Annotated in this window: 19 protein-coding genes; 10 read left to right on the top strand and 9 right to left on the bottom strand. The window is 69.1% G+C overall.

The features are described from left to right. Both E3T49_RS07225 and E3T49_RS07220 read left to right on the top strand, forming a co-directional pair. A complete protein-coding gene (locus E3T49_RS07225; RefSeq protein ID WP_134424291.1) occupies positions 1–915 on the top strand; it encodes an ABC transporter permease in 915 nt (304 codons plus the stop codon). Further along, positions 912–1,718: an ABC transporter permease gene (locus E3T49_RS07220; RefSeq protein WP_174722398.1), complete on the top strand. Its 807-nt coding sequence runs from the start codon at positions 912–914 to the stop codon at positions 1,716–1,718. The genes E3T49_RS07225 and E3T49_RS07220 overlap by 4 nt, the downstream gene beginning before the upstream one ends. A 75-nt stretch (positions 1,719–1,793) precedes the next feature. On the opposite strand, the gene E3T49_RS07215 is transcribed toward E3T49_RS07220, so the two are convergent. Further along, positions 1,794–2,816: an asparaginase gene (locus tag E3T49_RS07215; protein ID WP_241972701.1), complete on the bottom strand. Its 1,023-nt coding sequence runs from the start codon at positions 2,814–2,816 to the stop codon at positions 1,794–1,796. A gap of 16 nt (positions 2,817–2,832) precedes the next feature. Further along, the gene (gene gabT, locus E3T49_RS07210; RefSeq protein ID WP_134424289.1) at positions 2,833–4,215 is read right to left on the bottom strand and encodes a 4-aminobutyrate--2-oxoglutarate transaminase; all 1,383 of its coding nucleotides are present in this window, start codon (positions 4,213–4,215) and stop codon (positions 2,833–2,835) included. Between the two features lie 134 nt (positions 4,216–4,349). Here gabT and E3T49_RS07205 point away from each other — a divergent pair, with 134 nt between their 5' ends. Continuing rightward, positions 4,350–4,826, top strand: coding sequence for an OsmC family protein (locus E3T49_RS07205; RefSeq protein WP_134424288.1), 477 nt, complete (start codon positions 4,350–4,352; stop codon positions 4,824–4,826). Between the two features lie 159 nt (positions 4,827–4,985). Here E3T49_RS07205 and E3T49_RS07200 read toward each other — a convergent pair whose 3' ends face one another. Next, positions 4,986–6,323 carry an aminotransferase class III-fold pyridoxal phosphate-dependent enzyme gene (locus tag E3T49_RS07200; protein ID WP_134424287.1) on the bottom strand — a complete coding sequence of 446 codons (1,338 nt, stop codon included), beginning with the start codon at positions 6,321–6,323 and terminating at the stop codon, positions 4,986–4,988. A gap of 43 nt (positions 6,324–6,366) precedes the next feature. Then, on the bottom strand, positions 6,367–7,161 hold the full coding sequence (locus E3T49_RS07195) for a lysophospholipid acyltransferase family protein (protein ID WP_134424286.1): 795 nt from the start codon (positions 7,159–7,161) through the stop codon (positions 6,367–6,369). A 65-nt stretch (positions 7,162–7,226) separates the two neighbouring features. Here E3T49_RS07195 and dxr point away from each other — a divergent pair, with 65 nt between their 5' ends. After that, entirely contained in the window at positions 7,227–8,309 is a 1,083-nt protein-coding gene (gene dxr / locus E3T49_RS07190; RefSeq protein WP_134424285.1) for a 1-deoxy-D-xylulose-5-phosphate reductoisomerase, read from the top strand. Positions 8,310–8,334: 25 nt separating this feature from the next. Here dxr and E3T49_RS07185 read toward each other — a convergent pair whose 3' ends face one another. The 3 genes from E3T49_RS07185 to E3T49_RS16735 are packed head-to-tail and all read right to left on the bottom strand — an operon-like array spanning position 8,335 to position 11,100. After that, entirely contained in the window at positions 8,335–9,264 is a 930-nt protein-coding gene (locus tag E3T49_RS07185; protein ID WP_134424284.1) for a Rossmann-fold NAD(P)-binding domain-containing protein, read from the bottom strand. A gap of 34 nt (positions 9,265–9,298) precedes the next feature. Continuing rightward, positions 9,299–9,742 (bottom strand): hypothetical protein, encoded by a 444-nt coding sequence (locus E3T49_RS07180; RefSeq protein WP_134424283.1) that lies wholly within the window; start codon positions 9,740–9,742, stop codon positions 9,299–9,301. After that, the gene (locus E3T49_RS16735; RefSeq protein ID WP_277613092.1) at positions 9,739–11,100 is read right to left on the bottom strand and encodes a serine/threonine-protein kinase; all 1,362 of its coding nucleotides are present in this window, start codon (positions 11,098–11,100) and stop codon (positions 9,739–9,741) included. The genes E3T49_RS07180 and E3T49_RS16735 overlap by 4 nt, the downstream gene beginning before the upstream one ends. Positions 11,101–11,253: 153 nt before the next feature. On the opposite strand from E3T49_RS16735, the gene E3T49_RS07170 reads away from it, so the two are divergent. After that, positions 11,254–12,633, top strand: coding sequence for a M50 family metallopeptidase (locus E3T49_RS07170; RefSeq protein WP_198414231.1), 1,380 nt, complete (start codon positions 11,254–11,256; stop codon positions 12,631–12,633). Between the two features lie 118 nt (positions 12,634–12,751). Here E3T49_RS07170 and E3T49_RS07165 read toward each other — a convergent pair whose 3' ends face one another. Further along, positions 12,752–13,951, bottom strand: a complete 1,200-nt coding sequence (locus E3T49_RS07165; protein ID WP_134424281.1) for an acetyl-CoA C-acetyltransferase — start codon at positions 13,949–13,951, stop codon at positions 12,752–12,754. A 126-nt stretch (positions 13,952–14,077) separates the two neighbouring features. Between E3T49_RS07165 and ispG the strand changes: the two genes are divergently transcribed. Both ispG and E3T49_RS07155 read left to right on the top strand, forming a co-directional pair. Then, the gene (gene ispG, locus E3T49_RS07160; protein ID WP_174722397.1) at positions 14,078–15,238 is read left to right on the top strand and encodes a flavodoxin-dependent (E)-4-hydroxy-3-methylbut-2-enyl-diphosphate synthase; all 1,161 of its coding nucleotides are present in this window, start codon (positions 14,078–14,080) and stop codon (positions 15,236–15,238) included. A gap of 129 nt (positions 15,239–15,367) precedes the next feature. Continuing rightward, positions 15,368–17,119, top strand: coding sequence for a proline--tRNA ligase (locus E3T49_RS07155; RefSeq protein ID WP_134424299.1), 1,752 nt, complete (start codon positions 15,368–15,370; stop codon positions 17,117–17,119). A 161-nt stretch (positions 17,120–17,280) separates the two neighbouring features. Here the strand turns inward: E3T49_RS07155 and E3T49_RS07150 are convergent, their stop codons facing one another. Continuing rightward, a complete protein-coding gene (locus E3T49_RS07150; RefSeq protein ID WP_134424280.1) occupies positions 17,281–18,102 on the bottom strand; it encodes a DUF1206 domain-containing protein in 822 nt (273 codons plus the stop codon). Positions 18,103–18,220: 118 nt separating this feature from the next. Here E3T49_RS07150 and nusA point away from each other — a divergent pair, with 118 nt between their 5' ends. From nusA to E3T49_RS07135, 3 genes are all read left to right on the top strand, one after another. Next, positions 18,221–19,234: a transcription termination factor NusA gene (gene nusA, locus E3T49_RS07145; RefSeq protein ID WP_134424279.1), complete on the top strand. Its 1,014-nt coding sequence runs from the start codon at positions 18,221–18,223 to the stop codon at positions 19,232–19,234. 8 nt (positions 19,235–19,242) lie between these two features. After that, positions 19,243–19,500, top strand: coding sequence for a YlxR family protein (locus tag E3T49_RS07140; protein ID WP_134424278.1), 258 nt, complete (start codon positions 19,243–19,245; stop codon positions 19,498–19,500). 76 nt (positions 19,501–19,576) lie between these two features. Next, a partial coding sequence (locus E3T49_RS07135) for a translation initiation factor IF-2 N-terminal domain-containing protein (RefSeq protein ID WP_174722395.1) occupies positions 19,577–20,476 on the top strand: 900 nt, incomplete at its 3' end.

The raw sequence follows: 20,476 nt of genomic DNA, 5'->3' as shown, positions 1-20,476 counted from the left end.
ATGGCCTTCGCGGCATTCTCCGCCGGCACCACCGGCACCGAAGCGGCCCCCCGCCGCAAGAGCCCGATCGCCCTGCTCCTGCTGTTGCCGGGCATCCTCTATCTGGTGCTGTTCTTCCTGGCCCCCCTCGTGTCGCTGCTGCTGACCTCGTTCCAGGCTCCCTCGGGATTCGGGGACGTCGGCCAGTACTCCTACGCGTTCCGCTGGGAGAACTACGTCGAGGTGATCACGGCCTACTGGCCGCACATCATGCGTTCCTTCGGCTACGCGCTGATCGCCACCGTGCTCGCCCTGGTGTTCAGCTATCCGCTGGCCTACTTCATCGGCGTGAAGGCCAGGGCCTGGCCGTTGCTGCAGAGCCTCATGCTGGTGCTGGTGATCGCGCCGTTCTTCATCAGCTTCCTGCTGCGCACCCTGGCCTGGAAACAGCTCCTGTCCGACGAGTCGTTCGTGATCACGTCTCTCAAGGCCCTGTCGCTGATTGCACCGGATGCCTACTTCACCGGCACTCCCGTCGCCGTGATCTTCGGGCTGACCTACAACTTCATCCCGTTCATGACCCTGCCGCTGTACACGACGCTCGAACGGCTCGACCTGCGCTATCTCGAGGCCGGCAGCGACCTCTACGCACGTCCGTTCGACGTGTTCCGCAAGATCACGATCCCGCTGTCGATGCCCGGCATCGTGGCCGGCACACTGCTGACCTTCATCCCGGCCGCCGGCGACTACATCAATGCGAGCCGCGACTTCCTCGGCGGACCGGACACCCAGATGATCGGTAATGTGATCGAGGCCAACTTCCTGGTGCTGCAGAACTATCCGGCGGCGGCGGCGCTGTCGATCATCCTGATGTCGGTGATCCTGGTGATCGTGAGCATCTACGTGAAACGTTCCGGCACGGAGGAGCTGCTGTGAAATTCTCCCTGGGCAAGTGGCTGCTGCCGCTCTACACGCTGCTGGCGCTGATCTTCCTGATGGTGCCGATCGTCTACACGTTCGTGTTCTCGTTCAACGACTCACAGAAGTCCAACATCACCTGGCGCGGCTTCACCTTCGACAAGTGGCTCAACGTGTGCCAGGTGCAGAACGGCGCCGTCTGCGAGGCGTTCGGCAACAGCATCCTGATCGGCGTGGTGGCCACGGTGGCCGCGACCACGCTCGGCACCATGATCGCGATCGCCCTGGTGCGGTACCGGTTCCGGTTCCGGTCCCAGACGAGCCTGCTCCTGTTCCTGCCGATGGCCACACCCGAGGTCGTGCTCGGCGCAGGCCTGGCCGCGCAGTTCCTGTCGGTCGGCGTGCCGAAGGACATGGTCACGATCATCCTGGCGCACACCATGTTCTGCATCAGCTTCGTTGTGGTGACCGTCAAGGCGCGCGTCGCGGGCCTGGACCCCGCGCTCGAGGAGGCCGGCCGGGACCTCTACGGTTCCGCAACCCAGGTGTTCGCCCGGATCACCTTCCCACTACTGCTGCCCGGCATCCTGGCGGCCGCGCTGCTGTCCTTCGCGCTCAGCTTCGACGACTTCATCATCACCAACTTCAACTCCGGGCCGGTGACCACGTTCCCCAAGTACATCTACGTGTCCGCCGCCCGGGGTATCCCGGCCGAGGCGAACGTGATCGCGTCGGCGGTGTTCATCTTCGCCCTCGTGATCGTGATCACCGCCCAGGTGTCCCGCGCGGCCCGGGCGAAGCGGTTGGCGAAACAGGGCTGACGCGACGGCTGCGCGTTTCGGCCCGGCCCGCGTTGGTGCGCGGGCCGGGCCGATCTGACGGGCTGGTGGTGTGCGTTACACGTAGCTGGCGCGGATCTCGCCGACCGGCAGACCGCCGCCCTGCACCGCGAGGTGCAGCTCGGGCACGATCGCGTCGACGTCGGAGTGGGCGATCGCTCCGGCATCCGCCAGCAGGCGCAGGGCCACGATCATGGTCGCCCGCAGGTTGCCGTCGAGCATCTTGAGGGCGACAGTGGTGCCGTTGGCGGCGGACGCCACGCAGATTCCCTCGGCGCCGGACTTCACGAACAGGCCCAGGCGGTCGATCACGACCGTGTCGGGCATGCCCGGTCCGGCGATGACCCAGCCGTTCTGCCGCATGGCTTCGCCGAGGAAGCCGGCCTCACGGTAGATGGCGAACGGCGAGTTCGACTTGGACGTGGCGATGCGCGCGATGCCGCGGGCCAGGGCGGTGAGGGAGAGCGCGTGAACCGGCGCGCCGCATCCGTCGACGCCGGACGCCGACGGGCGTTCCCCCGTGAAGCGTTCGACCACGTCGAGAATGCGCTTCTGCAACGGATGTCCCGGCTCCAGGTACCCGGACAGGGCCCAGCCGTTCTGCTGGCAGGCCACGAGCATCGCGGCGTGCTTGCCGGAACAGTTCATGTAGATCGGGGCCTTGCCGGCTCCCAGTCGCACCAGGGCGTCCCGGGTGGGGGAGTCGTCCGGCCAGGCCGCCGGGCAGCCCAGCGCCGTCTCGGGGATGCCGGCGCGGGCCAGGAGCCCGCGCACGAGGTCGGCGTGGCGCTGCGTGCCGGTGTGGCTGGCCGTGGCGATGGCGGCGTCCTCCCCGCGCAGGGTGACCCCGCTGGCCATCACGGCGATGGCCTGGAACGGTTTCATCGACGACCGCGGGAAGATCGGGGTGGTCACATCGCCGAGGGCGCGGAGGACCGCGCCCTCGCTTGTGAGCACGACCGCGCTGCCCGCATGCCTCGACTCGACGAAGCCGCTGCGCTCGACGACGGCGAGTTCGACCGCATCGGAGACGCTGAACGTCTGCCCGGCGTGCACGGGCAGCTCGAATGTCGTTGTCACGGTGTGGGCGGCGCGCTTAGAGCGCGGCGATGGCGTCGTCGATGACCGAGAGGGCATCGTTCAGCAGGGCGTCGCTCACGGCCAGGCTCGGCAGGAAGCGCAGCACGTTGCCGTAGGTGCCGGCGGTGAGCAGCAGCACGCCGTTCTGGGCGGCGTAGGCGGCGATGGAGGACACGGCGGCGGCGTTCGGCGCCTTGGTGCTGTCGCCGGTGCCCGGCTGCACGAGCTCGATCGCGATCATGGCGCCGCGGCCGCGGACCTCACCGATGATGTCGTACTTCTCCTTGAGCGCCCCGAGGCCGGCGCGCAGCGTGTTCTCGATGCGCACACCCTCGGCGAGCAGGTTGTTGTTCTCGATCGACTCGAACACCGCGATGGCCGCGGCGCAGGAGACCGGGTTTCCGCCGAAGGTGCCGCCCAGACCGCCGGGCTGGGAGGAGTCCATGATCTCGGCGCGACCGGTGACGGCGGCCAGCGGCATGCCGCCGGCGATGCCCTTGGCGGTGAGCACGAGGTCGGGGATCCAGCCGAAGTGCTCGCTGGCGTAGTACTTACCGGTGCGGGCCATGCCGCTCTGGATCTCGTCGGCGATCATGACGACGCCGTTCGCGGTGCACCAGGCCTGCAGGGCGGTGAAGTAGCCCTCGGCCGGAACCATGAAGCCGCCCTCACCCTGGATGGGCTCGACGACCAGGCAGGCCAGGTCGGTGGGTCCGACGACCTTCTCGAGGTACGCGATGGTGCGCGCCGCGGCATCCGCACCGCTCAGACCGTCGTGATACGGGTAGGAGCTGGGGGCGTGGTAGACGTCGCTGGCGAGAGGGCCGTAACCGGTCGCGTAGGGCATGGCCTTGTAGTTCATGGCCATGGTCAGCACGGTGCGGCCGTGGTAGGCGTGGTCGAGCACGGCGACGGCGCGGCGGCCGGTGTGCTTGCGGGCGATCTTGACGCCGTTCTCGACGGCCTCGGCACCCGAGTTGATCAGTACCGACTTCTTCGCGAAATCACCGGGGGTGTGCTCGGCGAGCAGCTCGCAGACGCGCACGTATTCCTCGTACGGCGTGATGGTGAAGAGGGTGTGGATGAAGTCCTGGGTCTGCTCGACGGCGGCGGCGACCACGCTGGTGTCGGTGTGGCCGATCGTGGTCACGCCGATGCCGGCGCCCAGGTCGATGAACTGGTTGTCGTCGACGTCGACGAGGATGGCGCCGTTCGCCTTCTTGATGTAGACGGGGAGGGCGGAGGCGACGCCGCCGGACACGACGGCGAGCCTGCGCTGCTGGAGTTCCTTCGAGCGTGGGCCCGGGATCGCGGTGACGATCTTTCGTTCCTGCGGCACCGTGTAAACCGGGGTTGCGGAGGTGGACGGGGAGGTCGAGGGCGTCAGCGTGTCAGTCATGATGGGACCAGTTTACCGATCCGTGCGACGGGCGGCGCAGCGAATTGCTGAGACAATCGATTCCCGGGCCGCGTTTGGGCCGGTTGTGGGCCACGGATCGGGCCCGCACGGACGCGCACATCGAAGGAGACGCCGTGATCGGTTCCCACCACTACGCCGTGAACGTCGCCTGGACGGGAAACCGCGGCACCGGCACCAGCGGTTACCGGGAGTACGGCCGGGACCACCTGATCACCGCGCCCGGCAAGGAGCCGATCAGCGCGTCGGCCGATCCGACCTTCCACGGGGACGCCGACCGGTGGAACCCGGAAGAACTGCTGCTGGCCGCGCTCAGCGAATGCCACCTGATGAGCTACCTGCACGTCGCCGTGAAGCACGGTGTGCGGGTCGTCGCGTACACCGACGACGCGACCGGGTCCATGGTGCAGACGACGGATGGCGGCGGCCACTTCACCGAGGCGACCCTGCGCCCGCGCGTCACGGTGGCCGACCCGGCTCAGGTCGAACTCGCGCAGTCTCTGCACGCGGAGGCCGCCCGGCTCTGCTTCATCGCCGCATCCGTGAACTTCCCGGTCGCGCACGAGCCGCAGACGGTCGCCGCCACCCCCTGACAGCCCTGAAAGTCGCGCCCCCCACCCGTCGTCGCACCCCCGGTGGTCGAGCTTGTCGAGACCCGCTCCGGAGCCCCGGTGGTCGAGCTTGTCGAGACCCGCTCCGGAGCGGACCTGGTTTCGACAGGCTCAACCACCGGCCGCCGGCGGAGCTGCGGGCTACAGGCCGGAGAGGGCGGCCAGGGTTTCCTCGATCACGGAGGCGGCGTCGTCGATCAGGGCCTCGGAGATGACGACCGAGGGCATGATGCGCAGCACGGAGTCCCAACTGCCGGCATCCAGCACGATCACGCCGTTCGTGGTCGCGTGCTTGATGATCGCGGTGAGGGCCTCGGGGTACGGCGTGGTCGTGCCCGGGTGAACGAGCTCCACTCCGAACATGGCGCCCTTGCCGCGCACGTCGCCGACGACCGAGAACCGCTTCGGCCAGTCGCCGATGCGCGCCCAGAGGGCCTTCTCGACGCGGCGGGCCTCGCCGAGCAGGTCGTCACGCTCGATCAGGTCGAAGACGGCGAGGGCGGCCGCGGTGGAGACCGGGTTACCGCCGAAGGTTCCGCCGATTCCGCCGGGCTGCACGGAATCCATGATGTCGGCACGGCCGGTGACGGCGGCGAGCGGGAACCCGCCGGCGATGCCCTTGGCCGTGGTGACGAGGTCCGGCACCACGTCGTGGTGCTCGATGCCGTACCAGGTGCCGGTGCGGGCGATGCCGGCCTGGATCTCGTCGGAGACGAAGACGATGCCGTTCTCGGTGCAGAATTCGCGGAGGCGCTTGAAGAAACCGGGGGCGGGGATGACGATTCCGCCGTCGCCCTGCACCGGTTCGATGAAGAACGCGGCGATTTCGGTGGCACCGATGTGGGTGTTGATGTAGTCGATGGTCTTCTCGGCGGCCTCTTCGCCGGTCAGTCCGTCGCGGTAGGGGTAGCTGGTGGGCACGCTGTAGATCTCACCGGGGAACGGTCCCATTCCGGCGCGCTCCGGCCAGGGGCGGTACGTCATCGCCATGGTCAGGTTGGTGCGACCGTGGAAGGCGTGATCGAGCGCCACGATGGCGCGGCGGCCGGTGAACTTGCGGGCGATCTTCACGGCGTTCTCCACCGCTTCCGCACCGGTGTTCACCAGGATGGAGCGCTTCTCGAAGTCGCCCGGGGTGATCTCGGCGAGCTTCTCTGCGACGGCCACGTAGTTCTCGTACGGGGTGACTGTGAACAGGGTGTGGGTGAGCTTGGCGGCCTGCGCGGCGGCGGCCGCGGCCACCTCGTCGTTCGCATGGCCGATGGTGGTCACGCCGATGCCGCAACCGAGGTCGATGATCTGGTTGCCGTCCACATCGACGAGGATCGCCCCGGCTCCGTGATCCATGTAGATGTTCGCCAGCGTGCCGGCGCCGCGCGAAACCGCGCGCAGGCGCCGTTCCTGCAATTCGACGGACTTGGGGCCGGGAAGGGCCGTGACGAGCTTGCGCTCCTGGGGTACCGAATACGTGTCAGACATACCCCCCAGCTTAGGTCGCGTCCATTTCGGGGGTGTTTCCCGGCTAGACGCGTTCGCGGGGGAAGACCTTGTCGGCGATCTTCTGCAGCGTGCCGGCCGGCGGTGATTCGTTGTATTTCCCGGCCAGTTCCTGCCGGGACAGGCCATGGATCGCGGCCATGATCTCGTCGGTCGCGCCGCGCCTGGCCTTGCCCGACTCCGCGGAACCGTGGTGGCCGAGGTCGAGGGGTTCGCCGAAGGCGACCGTGACCTTGCGGATGCGGGGGTACTTCGCACCGACCGGCTGGATCTCCTGCGTGCCGATCAGTCCGACCGGCACCACGACGGCGCCGGTGGTGAGGGCGAGCCACGCCACGCCCGTGCGGCCCTTGTACAGCCGCCCGTCGAGGGAACGCGTTCCCTCCGGGTAGATCGCGAACGCACTGTCCGCCTCGAGGATGCTGCGGCCCGCGTCGAGCGCGTCCTGTGCGGCCTGCCCCGCGCCACGTTCGACCCCGACCGCACCGATCGAGGTGAAGAAGGTGCGCGAAACGAAGCCCGTGAAACCGGTGCCGGTGAAGTAGGTGGACTTGGCCAGGAACTGCACGCGCCGGGGTGCGACGAGCGGAATCACGATGCTGTCGATGAAGGACAGGTGGTTGCTGGCCAGGATCACGGGGCCGGTACGGGGGATGTTCTCCCGCCCGGTGATGGTGGGCCGGAAGACCAGGCGTGCGATCGGGGCCATGATGCCGTAGCCCAGGAAGTAGACGAATCCGGGCCGTTTGGTGGGCTCCGATTGCCCCGCGGATGGGTCGACGGGAGATTCGTCCTGGGGTTCTTCTTTGGCACCGGTCATCCTTGGACCCTACCGCCACGGCCCGCCCCGGCACGAAAGGCGGCGGCGCCACCTACAGTTGCAGGATGCGCAGACGAGTAGTAATTCTCGGGTCGACCGGCTCCATCGGAACCCAGGCCCTCGACGTGATCAAGGCCAATCCCACCCGGTTCGAGGTGGTCGGACTGTCGGCCGGCAGCAACCGGGAGATGCTCGAGGCGCAGGCCGACGAATTCGACGTGGAACACACGGCACTCGGCGCGGACGAGGCCGAACAGCTGGTGCGGGATGTCGATGCCGACGTCGTGCTCAACGGCATCACGGGCTCCGTGGGCCTCGGCCCGACCCTGGCCGCGCTGCGGGCCGGGCGCACCCTCGCGCTGGCCAACAAGGAATCGCTGATCGTGGGCGGGGACCTGGTGAAGTCACTGGCGGCACCGGGGCAGATCGTGCCCGTCGACTCCGAGCACTCCGCCATCGCGCAGGCGTTGCGGTCGGGGACGGCCGGCGAGGTGCGGCGACTGGTGCTCACGGCATCCGGGGGCCCGTTCCGTGGTCGCCGGCGGGGCCAGCTGGCGGAGGTCACCCCGGCGGAGGCCCTCGCGCACCCCACCTGGACCATGGGACTCGTGGTCACCACGAATTCGGCGACGCTCGTGAACAAGGGCCTCGAGGTGATCGAGGCGCATCTGCTGTTCGACGTGGAATACGAGCGGATCGACGTGGTCGTGCACCCCCAATCGGTCGTGCACTCCATGGTCGAGTACATCGACGGATCGACCATCGCGCAGGCCTCCCCGCCCGACATGCGCCTGCCGATCTCCCTCGGGCTGGACTGGCCGAACCGCGTCGCTGCGGTCGGCACCCCGATCAACTGGACCACCCCGCAGAACTGGACCTTCGAACCCCTGGACACGACCGCGTTCCCGGCCGTCGATCTGGCCAAGCAGGTGGGGCGCGCGGGCGGCACCTATCCCGCGGTGTTCAACGCCGCGAACGAGCAGGCCGTTGCGGCCTTCCACGCCGGCACCATCGGGTTCCTGGACATCGTCGACACGATCCAGCGCGTCGTGGACACGCATGAGCAGGACGGCCCGCTCACCCGCGAATCGCTGTCCGGAGCCGAGGAGTGGGCCCGCGCGACGGCCGACAAAATGCTCGCCCGCTGAGAGCGCGCAGCTCAGGCACCGGCGTTCAGGCTGTGTCTGTCGAGGCGCGGTAGCTGTCGGCGGTGGTGAAGAGGGCATCCGCCCACGGGGTCTTGGCGACGCCGAGAAGGCGTTCGGTCTCGATGGAGTCGATGATGTACGGCACCAGGAACTGGTAGCTCGAGGCCCAGATCTCGTGCATCATCGGGTTCAGCAGACCGAGTGATGTGAGCAGCCACTGGGGGTAGCCGGCGACCGTGCCATGGCTGCCGTAGTGCCGGTTCAGCTGGGCGGCGATGTCCCAGCGGGTGACCGCCGTGCTCGGCACATGCCAGAGGCGGCCCCACTCGCCCGGGTGGTCGGCCGCGGCCACGAGGGTGGTGACGATGTCCGGCAGGTAACTCCAGCTGTGCACCCGCCCTGGCCGGCCCACGACCCGCGCCGTCTCCGATTGCAGGATGGCGGTGAAGAACCGGTCGCCGAGGTGGGCCGTTCCGGCGACGCCGGGCCCGAAGTAGTCACTCGCCCGCACCTCGACGCCCGTGATCTCGTGGCGGGCGTGGGCATCCCGCACTCGGTGCCAGATTTCCTTCCGCACGAGGCCCTTGGTCTCGGTGGTCGTCTCCGGTGAGTGCTCGGTCATCGGCCCGGTCGGTGACCCGTACGGGTAGAGGTTTCCCATCACGACCAGGCGGGCGCCGGTCGAGGATGCCGCCGCGATCGCCGCGTCGATGACCGGAGGCCACTGCGTGGTCCAGTCGGTGTATCGCGGGTTGGTGCACAGGAAGATCGTCGACATTCCGGTCGCCGCCCGCGTGAAGGCCGGGCCGTCGCCCGCATTCAGCACGACCGACTCTGCCCCGGGTACTCCAGCGCCGGAACGGGTCCCTACCGTGACCTGATCACCCCGGCCGGCAAGGCGCTCGGCCAGCGGGCGCCCGATCATGCCGGAGCCGACAACGAGCTGGTGGGGCATGGGTCCTCCCGGCATCAGGTCGACACTGTCGGCCCTAGTCGTCGCCGTCGTCGTCGCAGTCGTCGTCCTTCTTCTTGCACTTACCGTTGTCCTTGTTGTTGTCCTTGTCAACGGATGCCGGTTCGTCGCTCGGGGCCGGGGCAGGGGCCACCGTCGGCGCCGGCTTGCTCGCCTCGATCGCGGCGGCCAGATCGGCGGAGACCAGGTTGAGGGCGGACTGGATCTGGGCCGCCCGCGCCGCGCTGACCTGGTCGGCCGCGGCGGCGGTCAGCAGGTCGGCCTGCACCGCATCGAGCGAGGCTTGAGCGGCCTCCAGGTCGCCGGCCGCTGCGGCCGTGGTGAGGGTTTGCACTCCCGCCTGCAGCTGGGTCGCGGTCGTCTGCTGCAGATCGGGGGGCGGGCTCGAGCATCCGGTCAGGGCGGATGCGACGACGACGACGGCGGCCAGCGCGATCGCCAGGCGGGTACGGGGCGTCATGGCGTCACGCTTTCCTGGAGCTGCTTCAGATTGGTGCCGAGAGATCCGTCGACGGCCGGGTAGGTGGCGGCCGGCGGGGCCGGTTCGGCAGCCCGGGGGGAGAAGACCACGACCGCGAGGATGATGAGCGCGACCAGGACCCCGAGGGCGACCAGCACGCGGGGGCGGCGCCACGGGGGAGTCGCGTCGGTGGTGGTGGGCGCGCTGCCCGGAGAGCGTTCGGGTGCGCTGCCGGCCGACCGCGCGGCCGCGGGGGTTCCGGCCGGGGTCAGAAACTCGGTGGCGGCATCCGCGCCGGGGCGGGGCGCGGTGAAGACCTTCGTGGCAGCCAGCACGGCGGTGGGCTCGGGAGCCTCGGTCGCCGCACCGAGCACGGCGGTGGGTTCCAGGATCTCTGTGGCGCCAAGCACCTCTGTGGGTTCCAGCCGCTCGGTGGCACCGAGGACGGCGGTGGGATCCAGGATCTTTGTGGCCCCGAGGACGGCGGTGGGGTCCAGGATCTCGGTGGCCTCCGTGGCCCCGGCGGCTGCCATCGCCACGGTGATCGCGGTCACATCGGCGGTGCTGTCCCCGGTGGCCAGGCGCCGCAGCTGCACGGCCGCGTCCCCGGCACGGAGCCGTTCTGCGGGCTCGCGGGCCGTCATGCCGAGAAGAACCTCGGCCCACGCCTGGCCGAGTTCAACCGGGATGTGCGGTTGACGCTGCAGCCTGGCCATCGCCGACTCGATCGCCGTGCCGGTGAAAGCGCGCTCGCCGGTGAGGCACTCGAGCAGCACGAGCCCGAGCGAATAGACGTCGCTGGGCGGGCCGATCGTGCTGCCGAGGGCCTGCTCGGGGCTCAGGTAGCCGGCCGTGCCGAGCAGCGATCCGGTCGCGGTGAGGCGGGTCGCATCGAAGAGGCGGGCGATGCCGAAGTCGGCCAGCTTGGCGTGCATGGCGCGCCCGGGGAAGCCCGACGGGGCCAGCAGAACGTTCGCCGGCTTGATATCACGGTGGATGATGCCCTGCGCATGCACGTAGTGCAGCGCCTCGGCGAGGTCGGCGCCCATGACGGCGACCTCCTCCGGGTTGAGCGCTCCGGCGGCGATCTTGCTGCGCAGATCCGTGCCGTCCACGAGTTCCATCACGATGAACGTTCGTGAGACGCCGTCGATCACGGCGGTCCCGGCATCGAACAGGGTCACCAGCGCGAAGTGGTTGAGGTTCGCGAGCACCGTGACCTCGCCGCTCTGGCGCTCCGGCCCGGCGTCGTCGGCCGTGTCCAGCCGGAACAGCTTGACCGCGACCGTGCGGCCCAGGAACAGGTCGGTGGCCCGGTAGACGGATGCCATCCCGCCCGTTCCGAGGAGAGCGTCGATTCGAAAACGGTCGGCCAGGCTGATGCCGATGGGGCCGACGGTGGGTTGCTTGGACAGAAGGGACCTCCTCGTGGATCCGTGGAGTCAAGCAAACCACACCTTGCAGAGGGAACGGCCAGCGCCCTTGCAGGCTGGAGTGGGTACTCTACGACTGTGGAAACCGTGCTGCTGTATATTCTGGGCGTTCTGATCGTCGTGGTCGGCCTTGCCCTGTCCATCGGCCTGCACGAGATCGGGCACCTGCTGCCCGCCAAGCTCTTCGGCGTCAAGGTCACCCAGTACATGATCGGCTTCGGCCCCACCCTGTGGTCCCGGCGCAAGGGAGAGACCGAATACGGCGTGAAGGCCATTCCGCTCGGCGGCTATATCGCCATGATCGGCATGTTCCCGCCGGCCAAAAAGGGCGGCAAGGTGCAGGCATCCAGCACCGGTTTTTTCAACCAGCTGGTGCAGGAGGGCGAGCCCGAGAAGAAGCCCGGTGCCATGGCGACCATGGTCGACGACGCCCGGCAGTCCAGCGCCGACACCATCGGCGAGGGTGAGGACCACCGCGCGTTCTACCGTCTGCCCGTCGTCAAGCGCGTGATCATCATGCTCGGCGGGCCCACCATGAACCTGCTGATCGCGGTCGTGCTCTTCGCCGTGCTGTTGATGGGCTTCGGAACAGCTCAGGCCAGCACCACCGTCGGCAGTGTGTCCGAGTGCGTGCTGCCGGCCACCAGCAGCCGGCAGACCTGTGAACCCACCGACGAGCAGGCACCCGGCGCCGCGGCCGGCCTGGCGCCGGGCGACCGCCTGGTCAGCATGAACGGCACCCCCATCGACAGCTGGGACCAGTCCACCGAGATCATCCGCGAGTCGCCGGGCACGCCGCTCGCTGTGGTCGTCGAACGTGACGGCACCGAGCAGACCCTGACCATGACCCCGAAACTCACCGAACGCTACGTGAGCGATGCCGACGGCGAGATCGCCGAGGATGCCGCCGGCGAGCCGGTGACCCAGCAGGTCGGCTTCGTCGGAATCGGACCGGCGGGCGAGCTCGTGCCGCAGCCGGCGACCGCCGTGCTGCCCGCGGTGGGCGAGAACATCGGTGCCGTGGTTCACATGATCGCCAACCTGCCGCAGCGCATGATCGACATCGCCAACGCGGCCTTCGGGCCCGGGGAGCGCGACCCGAACGGCCCGATCAGCGTGGTCGGCGTCGGCCGTGTGGCCGGTGAGATCGCGAGCATCGACGCCATCCCGGTGAACAGCAAGATCGCGAGCATGCTGGGGCTGCTGGCCTCGCTGAACGTGGCCCTGTTCGTGTTCAACCTGATTCCGCTGATGCCGCTCGACGGCGGCCACGTCGCCGGCGCGCTCTGGGAGGGGCTGCGCCGCCAGTTCGCCAAACTGTTCAAACGCCCCGACCCCGGCCCCGTCGACACGGCGAAACTGATGCCGCTCACCTTCGCCGTCGTGGTCGTCCTGGGTGCGATGAGCCTGCTGCTCATCTACGCCGACATCGTCAAACCCATCAACATCTTCGGCTGACGCGCGGCGCCGGGCAGCCCTGCGGCGAGGGTCGTCGAGTGTCGCCGGAAGCGCCGAGAGTCGCCGTTCCGCCAGGTCAACTGGGCAGAAACGGCGACTCTCGGCGTCGGGAAGGTGCCTAGCGGGAGAGCAGCAGCGCCTCACCCTGGCCGCCGCCGCCGCAGAGGGCGACGGCGGCTTTGCCGGTGCCGCGCCGAGCCAGCTCGAGTGCCGCGTGCAGCGCGAGGCGGCCGCCCGAGGCCCCGATCGGGTGCCCGAGGGCGATCGCCCCGCCGTGGATGTTGACCTTCTCGGCGGTGAGCCCGAGCTCCCGGGTCGATTCGAGCGACACCGCGGCGAAGGCCTCGTTGATCTCCACCAGGTCGAGCTCGGCGGCCGTCCAGCCCTGGCGAGCCAGGGCCTGGTGGATCGCGTTCGCGGGCTGGGAGTGCAGCGAGTTGTCCGGTCCGGCGACCTGGCCGGAGGCCTCCACCACAGCCAGCCAGCTCAGCCCGTGCTCCGCCGCGTAGCGGCGGCTGCACAGCACGAGCGCGCTGGCGCCGTCGCTGAGCGGCGATGAGTTACCGGCCGTGACAGTGCCGGCCGGGGTGAAGGCAGGGCGCAGCCGTCCCAGGGTGTCCGTGGTGCTGTCGGCGCGCACCCCCTCGTCGGTGGCGATCACGAGGGGATCGCCCCGACGCTGCGCAACACTGATCGGGGTGATCTCGTCGTCGAAGACGCCGGACGCGGCGGCCGCCGCGGCACGCTGGTGCGAGGCGGCCGCGATGGCGTCCTGGTCGGCGCGTTGCAGGTCAAGACGCTCGTTGACGTGCTCGGTGGAGAGACCCATCGAGAGGCCGTCGAAGGCATCCGTCAACCCGTCGTGGGCGGCGTGGTCGAGCATGGTGACGCTACCGTAGGCCCAGCCCGTGCGTGAGCCGGGCAGCAGGTGCGGGGCGTTCGACATCGATTCCTGCCCGCCGGCGACGACGACATCCGCTTCGCCGAGACGGATGAGCCGGGCCGCGTCGATCACGGCGGCCAGCCCCGACAGGCACACCTTGTTCAAGGTCATCGCCGGCGTGTTCCACGGGATGCCGGCGCCGATGGCGCTCTGCCGGGACGGGTTCTGACCCGAGCCGGCCTGCAGGACCTGCCCCATCAGGACGAAGTCCACCTGGTCGGGCGTCACGCCGGCGCGGGCGAGAGCTCCGGTGATGGCGGCGGTTCCGAGCTGCACGGCCGTGAGGCCGGCGAGCTGGCCGTTCACCCGACCCTGCGGGGTGCGGGAGCCCGCAAGGATGACGACGTCATTGTCGTGCACGGCAGTGGTGTTCATGGTCTGGCTCCTTTGTCGGGCCGATCGGGGGGTTGGGGCGGGTGAGTTCGGTGGGGGACTGGGCCCGTGTGGGGCCACCCGGCATCCGTTCAGATTCCGCCCGGGCCTGGCGCGTAAGCTATCGCCGTGGCTGCAATCAACCTGGGAATGCCCAAAGTACCTGAAGTACTCGCTCCGCGTCGCAAGACGCGTCAGATCAAGGTCGGCAAGGTGCTCGTCGGCGGTGACGCCCGCGTGAGCGTGCAGTCGATGACGACGACCCCGACCACGAACATCAACGCGACCCTGCAGCAGATCGCCGAGCTCACGGCATCCGGCTGCGACATCGTGCGCGTCGCCGTTCCCAGCCGCGACGACGCCGAGGTGCTGCCGATCATCGCGGCGAAGAGCCAGATCCCGGTCATCGCCGACATCCACTTCCAGCCGAGCTACGTGTTCGCCGCGATCGACGCCGGCTGTGCCGCCGTGCGCGTCAACCCGGGCAACATCCGCAAGTTCGACGATCAGGTCGGCAAGATCGCCGCCGCGGCCAAGGCCGCCGGCGTCTCCCTCCGGATCGGCGTCAACGCCGGCTCGCTCGAGCCGAGCCTGCTGCAGAAGTACGGCAAGGCCACCCCGGAGGCGCTCGTCGAGAGCGCCGTGTGGGAGGCGAGCCTGTTCGAGGAGCACGACTTCCACGACTTCAAGATCTCGGTCAAGCACAACGACCCGGTGATCATGGTCAAGGCCTACCGCCTGCTCGCCGAACGCGGCGACTGGCCCCTGCACCTCGGCGTCACCGAGGCCGGGCCGTCGTTCCAGGGCACCATCAAGAGCGCCACGGCGTTCGGCATCCTGCTCGGCGAGGGCATCGGCGACACCATCCGGGTGTCGCTGAGCGCGCCCCCGGCCGAGGAGATCAAGGTGGGCCTGCAGATCCTGCAGTCGCTGAACCTGCGCGAGCGCAAGCTCGAGATCGTGTCCTGCCCGAGCTGCGGCCGCGCCCAGGTCGACGTGTACAAGCTGGCCAACGACGTCACCGACGGCCTCGAGGGCATGACCGTGCCGCTCCGGGTCGCCGTGATGGGCTGTGTCGTGAACGGACCGGGCGAGGCCCGCGACGCCGACCTCGGCGTGGCGTCGGGCAACGGCAAGGGCCAGATCTTCGTGCGCGGCGAGGTCATCAAGACCGTGCCGGAGTCCGAGATCGTCGCGACCCTGATCGAGGAGGCCAACCGGATGGCCGCCGAGATGCCGCCCGGCGAGGACTCCCTCGGCGCCCCGGTCGTGACCGTCGGCGCCAAGTAGCCGAGCTTCACCGCGAATGCTCGCGGCGCAGGTTGTGGACGTCGGCGCACCGTAGAACGTGCGCCCGGTTCCGCCGGGTGCGCCGCGACCCCTGCTCGCGCGCCGTAAAGTAGGTGCGTGCCTATTCGTATGTCCAACTACTTCCTCCGTACCCTCCGCGAAGACCCCTCGGACGCCGAGGTCACCAGCCACCGCCTGCTCGTGCGCGCCGGGTACATCCGCCGCCAGGCCCCCGGAATCTTCGCGTGGCTCCCGATCGGCCTGCGCGTCAAGGCCAAGATCGAGGCGATCGTGCGCGAGGAGATGGCCGCGGCCGGCGCCTTCGAGGTGCACTTCCCGGCCCTGCTTCCGCGCGAGCCCTACGAGATCACGGGCCGCTGGGACGAGTACGGTGACGGCCTCTTCCGGCTCACGGACCGCAAGGGCAGCGACATGCTCCTCGCGCCCACCCACGAAGAGGTCTTCACCCTCCTGGTGAAAGACCTGTACAGCTCCTACAAGGACCTGCCCCTGTCGATCTTCCAGATCCAGGACAAGTATCGCGACGAGGCCCGGTCCCGCGGCGGGCTGCTGCGCGGCCGCGAATTCACGATGAAGGACGCCTACTCCTTCGACTACACGGATGCCGGTCTCGACCTGAGCTACCAGGCCCAGCGCGACGCCTACGAGCGCATCTTCACCCGGCTCGGCCTCGAGTACGTCATCGTGCAGGCGGACGCCGGCGCGATGGGCGGATCCAAGAGCGAGGAGTTCCTGCACCCGACCCCGGTCGGCGAGGACACCTTCGTGCGCTCGGCCGGCGGCTACGCCGCCAACATCGAGGCGTTCCGCACGGTCGTGCCGCCGTCGATCGACTGGGCCGGCTTCCCGGCCGCCGAGGTCTTCGACACCCCGGACACCCCCACCATCCAGACGCTGGTCGACCGTGCCAACAGCGACCACCCGCGCCCCGACGGCCGCGCCTGGACCGGCGCGGACACCCTCAAGAATGTCGTCCTCGCGCTGATCCAGCCCGACGGAACCCGTGAGCTCCTCGTCATCGGCCTCCCCGGCGACCGCGAGGTGGACCTCAAGCGCGTCGAGGTCGCCGTCGCCCCCGCCGAGGTGGAGGCCGCGAACGAAACCGACTTCGCCAAATTCCCCGGGTTGGTCAAGGGCTACATCGGACCCTGGTCCGTGAACGGAGCGGTACTCGGCGAGAAGTCGGCCACGGGCATCCGTTTTCTGGTTGACCCCCGCGTCGTCGAGGGCACCGAGTGGATCACCGGCGCGAACGAGGCCGGCCGCCACGTCTTCGGACTCGTCGCCGGCCGGGACTTCGCGGTCGACGGCGCCATCGAGGCGGCCGAGGTGCGCGCGGGTGACCCGGCACCTGACGGCTCCGGCCCGGTGGAGCTGGCCCGTGGCATGGAGATCGGCCACGTTTTCCAGCTCGGCCGCAAGTACGCCGAGGCGCTCGGGCTCAAGGTTCTCGACGAGAACGGCAAGCTCGTCACGGTCACGATGGGCTCCTACGGAATCGGCGTGACCCGCATCCTCGCCACCATCGCCGAGCTCAACAACGACCCAAAGGGCCTGATCTGGCCCGAGACCGTGGCACCCTTCGACGTGCACGTGATCGCCACCGGCCGTGACGAGGTGGTCTTCGAGACTGCCGGGACCGTGGTCGACATGCTCGAGGGAACCCGCCGCGACGTGCTCTACGACGACCGCCGCAAGGTCTCGCCCGGCGTGAAGTTCGGCGACGCGGAACTGATCGGCATCCCTGTGATCGTCATCGTCGGCCGTGGTGCGGCCGACGGCATCGTCGAACTCTGGGACCGTCGCACCGGTGAGCGCACCCAGGTGGCCGTCGCCGACCTGGCCGCCAGCTTCGCCTGACGGACGCCTGGACCGCGCCGCTCCGCCGCGCGCGGAGCCGTCGCGGCGCACCCTGCGGAAGCAGGCGCACGGTCTACCATGCGCCTGCTTCCATAACCTGCGCCGCGACGGCCTGAGCGCAGGTCAGAAGAAGCAGGTCAGAAGAACGGCCTGAGCGAGGGTCAGAGGCGGGCGAGCCGGGCCCGGGCGAAGCAGGACACCCCGTAGGCGATGAGCCCGGCGCCGACCAGCACCAGGATCGCCATCCCGAACGGCAGCGCCACGAGCGACTTCAGCGCGCCGTCCATGCCCGTCGCCTTCTCCGGGTCGAGCGTGAACGCCGCCACGGTGAAGAGGATGCCCAGGGCGGCCAGGGCGATGCCCTCCGCGATGTAACCCACGGTGCCGAGAACGACGACCAGCGTGCCGGCCGGGCCGCGAGGAACCGTGATGCTGTCGGTGAACCCGTGGCTGGCCCCGCGGAAGACGAAAACGCCGCCGATCACCACCACGGCCAGGCCGGCGACGACGAGCAGGACAACGCCGCCGGGAATCGACAGCAGCATCGCGGTCGAGTCGCTGGCGGACTCCGACGAGCTCGACGACGCCCCGCGAGCGAAGGTGAACGCCGTTCCGGCGATGAACAGGAAGACCGCGCCCTTGCCGATCAGGACGGCGCGATGAGCCCACTTGCGTTTCGGGTCGGGTGCCGGTTCAAGGAAGGCCTGCACCAGGTACCACGAACCCAGTGCAGCCAGCGCGAAGACCGCGACCCAGAGCGCAAAGACCCCGCCGGGGGTGCGTGCCAGCTGGCCGAGCGCGCCGGACTGGTCGGCGGACTCTGCGCCTGCCCCTCTCGCCACGCCGATCGCGATGGCGCCGATCATGATGTGCAGTAGCCCATTCGTGGCGTAACCGGCCCGCGCGAGCAATTGGAAGGTGCGGCTGCCCTCGGCCGCGCGAGCAGCCTGTTGGGCGTTGTCGGAGACGGAATCGGCGGCCATCCGCCCAGCGTAGCCCCGCCGCCTCGTTCGGGTGACGAGGCACCGAGGATTCGGCTACCCTAGAACGAGCCCGCTGCGCAGTTTCGCGGCGGCAAGATCTGAATAGAGGAGGCCGGCCATGGACATCGACCTCAGCGTGTTGCGGCAGTTGGAGCGCGAGAAAGAGATTCCCTTCGAGGAACTCGTGCAGATTATTGAGCAAGCAATTCTGACGGCCTACGTGAAGCACACCCAGCAGGGTGGAGCCAGCGAGAAGCAGGCCGTCGAGGAAGAGCCGGAAGCGCGCGTCGTACTCGACCGCAAGACCGGCCACGTCGACATTTTTGTGCCCGAACACGATGAAGAGGGCAACGTCGTCGGCGAGGCCGTCGACAACCCCACCGACTTCGGCCGCATCGCGGCCTTCGCGGCGAAGCAGGTCATCAACCAGCGTCTGCGCGACCTGGCCGATGACGCCGTGCTCGGGGAGTTCAAGGGACGCGAGGGTGAGATCGTCGCCGGGATCATCCAGCAGGGGCCCAACCCTCGCATGATCCACGTCGACCTGGGCACGATCGAAGCGATCCTGCCCCCCGAAGAGCAGGTGCCGAGCGAGAGCTATGTGCACGGGCAGCGCATCCGCGTCTATGTCACCGCGGTCGGCAAGGGTCTCAAGGGTCCGCAGATCACCGTGTCGCGCACGCACCCCTCGCTGGTGCGTCGTCTGTTCGCCCTCGAGGTCCCGGAGATCGCCAGCGGCGTCGTCGAGATCGTGTCCCTGGCCCGCGAGGCCGGCCATCGCACCAAGATGGCCGTTCGCGCCACGGAACCCGGCGTCAACGCCAAGGGTGCCTGCATCGGCGAACTCGGCCAGCGTGTGCGCGCCGTCACGGTGGAGCTCAACAACGAGAAGATCGACATCGTCGACTACTCGGCCGACCTCGCCACCTTCGTCGCCAGTGCACTGTCGCCGGCCAAGGTGACCAGCTCCTATGTGATCGACGAGTCGATCAAGGCCGTCCGGGCCCTCGTTCCCGACTACCAGCTCTCGCTGGCGATCGGCAAGGAAGGCCAGAATGCCCGCCTCGCGGCGAAGCTCACGGGTGCGAAAATCGACATCCAGCCGGACAGCATTCTGGAGGACACGGAATAGGGGGTACGATGAATCCCGTTAGAACGTGCATTGGATGCCGTTCGCGCGCTCCGCGATCTTCTCTTCTGAGGGTTGTAGCCCGAGAATCGGAACTCGTGGTGGATGAAACCGCCACTCTGCCCGGGCGAGGCGCGTGGCTGCATCCCACTACCGCGTGCTTCCAGGACGCACAGCGGCGACACGCTTTCGGGCGTGCCCTTCGCGTGACCAGTTCTTTGGACGCGAATCAACTAGAGAACAGGCTGAACAGGCTTATGGATAACTAATGAGCGGCTCGAAATGAGACCCGTCCGTTACTAACGGTCTGCCCCTTTCCGGGTGCAGACCCGGAACAGGAGAATTGTGGCTGCGAAACCACGCGTACACGAGATCGCTAGCGAGCTCGGCGTCGACAGCAAGGTAGCCCTTGCTAAATTGAAAGAGATGGGCGAGTTCGTCAAGGGACCGTCCAGTAGCGTTGAACCACCGGTTGCACGTCGTCTGCGTGCCGCCCTTGCAGCCGATGGCTCCAGCACCGCGGCCCCCGCGGCTGCCGCCGCACCGGCCGGCACCACCCCCACAGCGTCGGCCACGCCCGCGAAGCCGGGCGGCGCACGCCCGTCCCCGGCCAAGCTCGCCGTCAAGCCGGGTGCCCGTCCCGTCGTCGAGGCTCCCGCAGCGGTTGTTCCCGCCGCGGACGCCCCGCCGATGCCGTCGGCTCCGCTGACCGTCGCCGAACGTCAGGCTCAGGCCGCCGAGAAGGCTCAGGCCGCCGAGAAGGCCGCCGCAGCCGAAAAGGCTGCCACTGCAGCCGCCGTCGCCGAGACCGCGCCCACGAAGGATGCCCCGGTCGCCAAGACCGAGGGTGGCCCGTCCAGCGCCGCCAAGCCCGGGGCATCCGTGCCGAAGCCGCCGGCCGCTCGTCCGGGCAACAACCCGTTCGCCAGCAACCAGGGCATGGGCAAGACCCCCACACCGCGTCCGGGCAACAACCCGTTCGCCAGCGCGCAGGGCATGGGCCAGCGCCCGCCGTCCACGACGTCGCCCAGCAACATTCCTCGCCCCGCGGCCCCGCGGCCCGGAGCACCTCGCCCGGGTGGACCCGGCCAGGCCCCGCGCCCGACCGGTTTCGGTCAGCGTCCGGGTGCCTTCCAGCGTCCCGGTGGCGCTCCCGGCGGCGCCGGCGGCGCCCGTCCCGGCTTCCAGCGTCCTGGTGGCGCCCCGGCCGGAGCCCCCGGCTTCGGCCCGCCCCGCCCTGCCGGT

Source organism: Cryobacterium cryoconiti (assembly GCF_004403065.1).
Classification (GTDB): domain Bacteria; phylum Actinomycetota; class Actinomycetes; order Actinomycetales; family Microbacteriaceae; genus Cryobacterium; species Cryobacterium cryoconiti.
The sequence above is the reverse complement of the archived record's forward strand: the minus strand, read 5'-3'. Positions and strand labels throughout refer to the sequence as shown.

Bases quoted from the DNA above. Each gene is read 5' to 3' on its own strand.
- E3T49_RS07200 (WP_134424287.1), bottom strand. From the start codon at position 6,323: ATGTCTGACACGTATTCGGTACCCCAGGAGCGCAAGCTCGTCACGGCC.
- gabT (WP_134424289.1), bottom strand. From the start codon at position 4,215: ATGACTGACACGCTGACGCCCTCGACCTCCCCGTCCACCTCCGCAACC.
- dxr (WP_134424285.1), top strand. From the start codon at position 7,227: ATGCGCAGACGAGTAGTAATTCTCGGGTCGACCGGCTCCATCGGAACC.
- E3T49_RS07155 (WP_134424299.1), top strand. From the start codon at position 15,368: ATGTCCAACTACTTCCTCCGTACCCTCCGCGAAGACCCCTCGGACGCC.
- E3T49_RS07225 (WP_134424291.1), top strand. From the start codon at position 1: ATGGCCTTCGCGGCATTCTCCGCCGGCACCACCGGCACCGAAGCGGCC.
- E3T49_RS07180 (WP_134424283.1), bottom strand. From the start codon at position 9,742: ATGACGCCCCGTACCCGCCTGGCGATCGCGCTGGCCGCCGTCGTCGTC.
- E3T49_RS07165 (WP_134424281.1), bottom strand. From the start codon at position 13,951: ATGAACACCACTGCCGTGCACGACAATGACGTCGTCATCCTTGCGGGC.
- E3T49_RS07185 (WP_134424284.1), bottom strand. From the start codon at position 9,264: ATGCCCCACCAGCTCGTTGTCGGCTCCGGCATGATCGGGCGCCCGCTG.
- E3T49_RS07140 (WP_134424278.1), top strand. From the start codon at position 19,243: ATGAATCCCGTTAGAACGTGCATTGGATGCCGTTCGCGCGCTCCGCGA.
- E3T49_RS07195 (WP_134424286.1), bottom strand. From the start codon at position 7,161: ATGACCGGTGCCAAAGAAGAACCCCAGGACGAATCTCCCGTCGACCCA.
- nusA (WP_134424279.1), top strand. From the start codon at position 18,221: ATGGACATCGACCTCAGCGTGTTGCGGCAGTTGGAGCGCGAGAAAGAG.
- E3T49_RS07150 (WP_134424280.1), bottom strand. From the start codon at position 18,102: ATGGCCGCCGATTCCGTCTCCGACAACGCCCAACAGGCTGCTCGCGCG.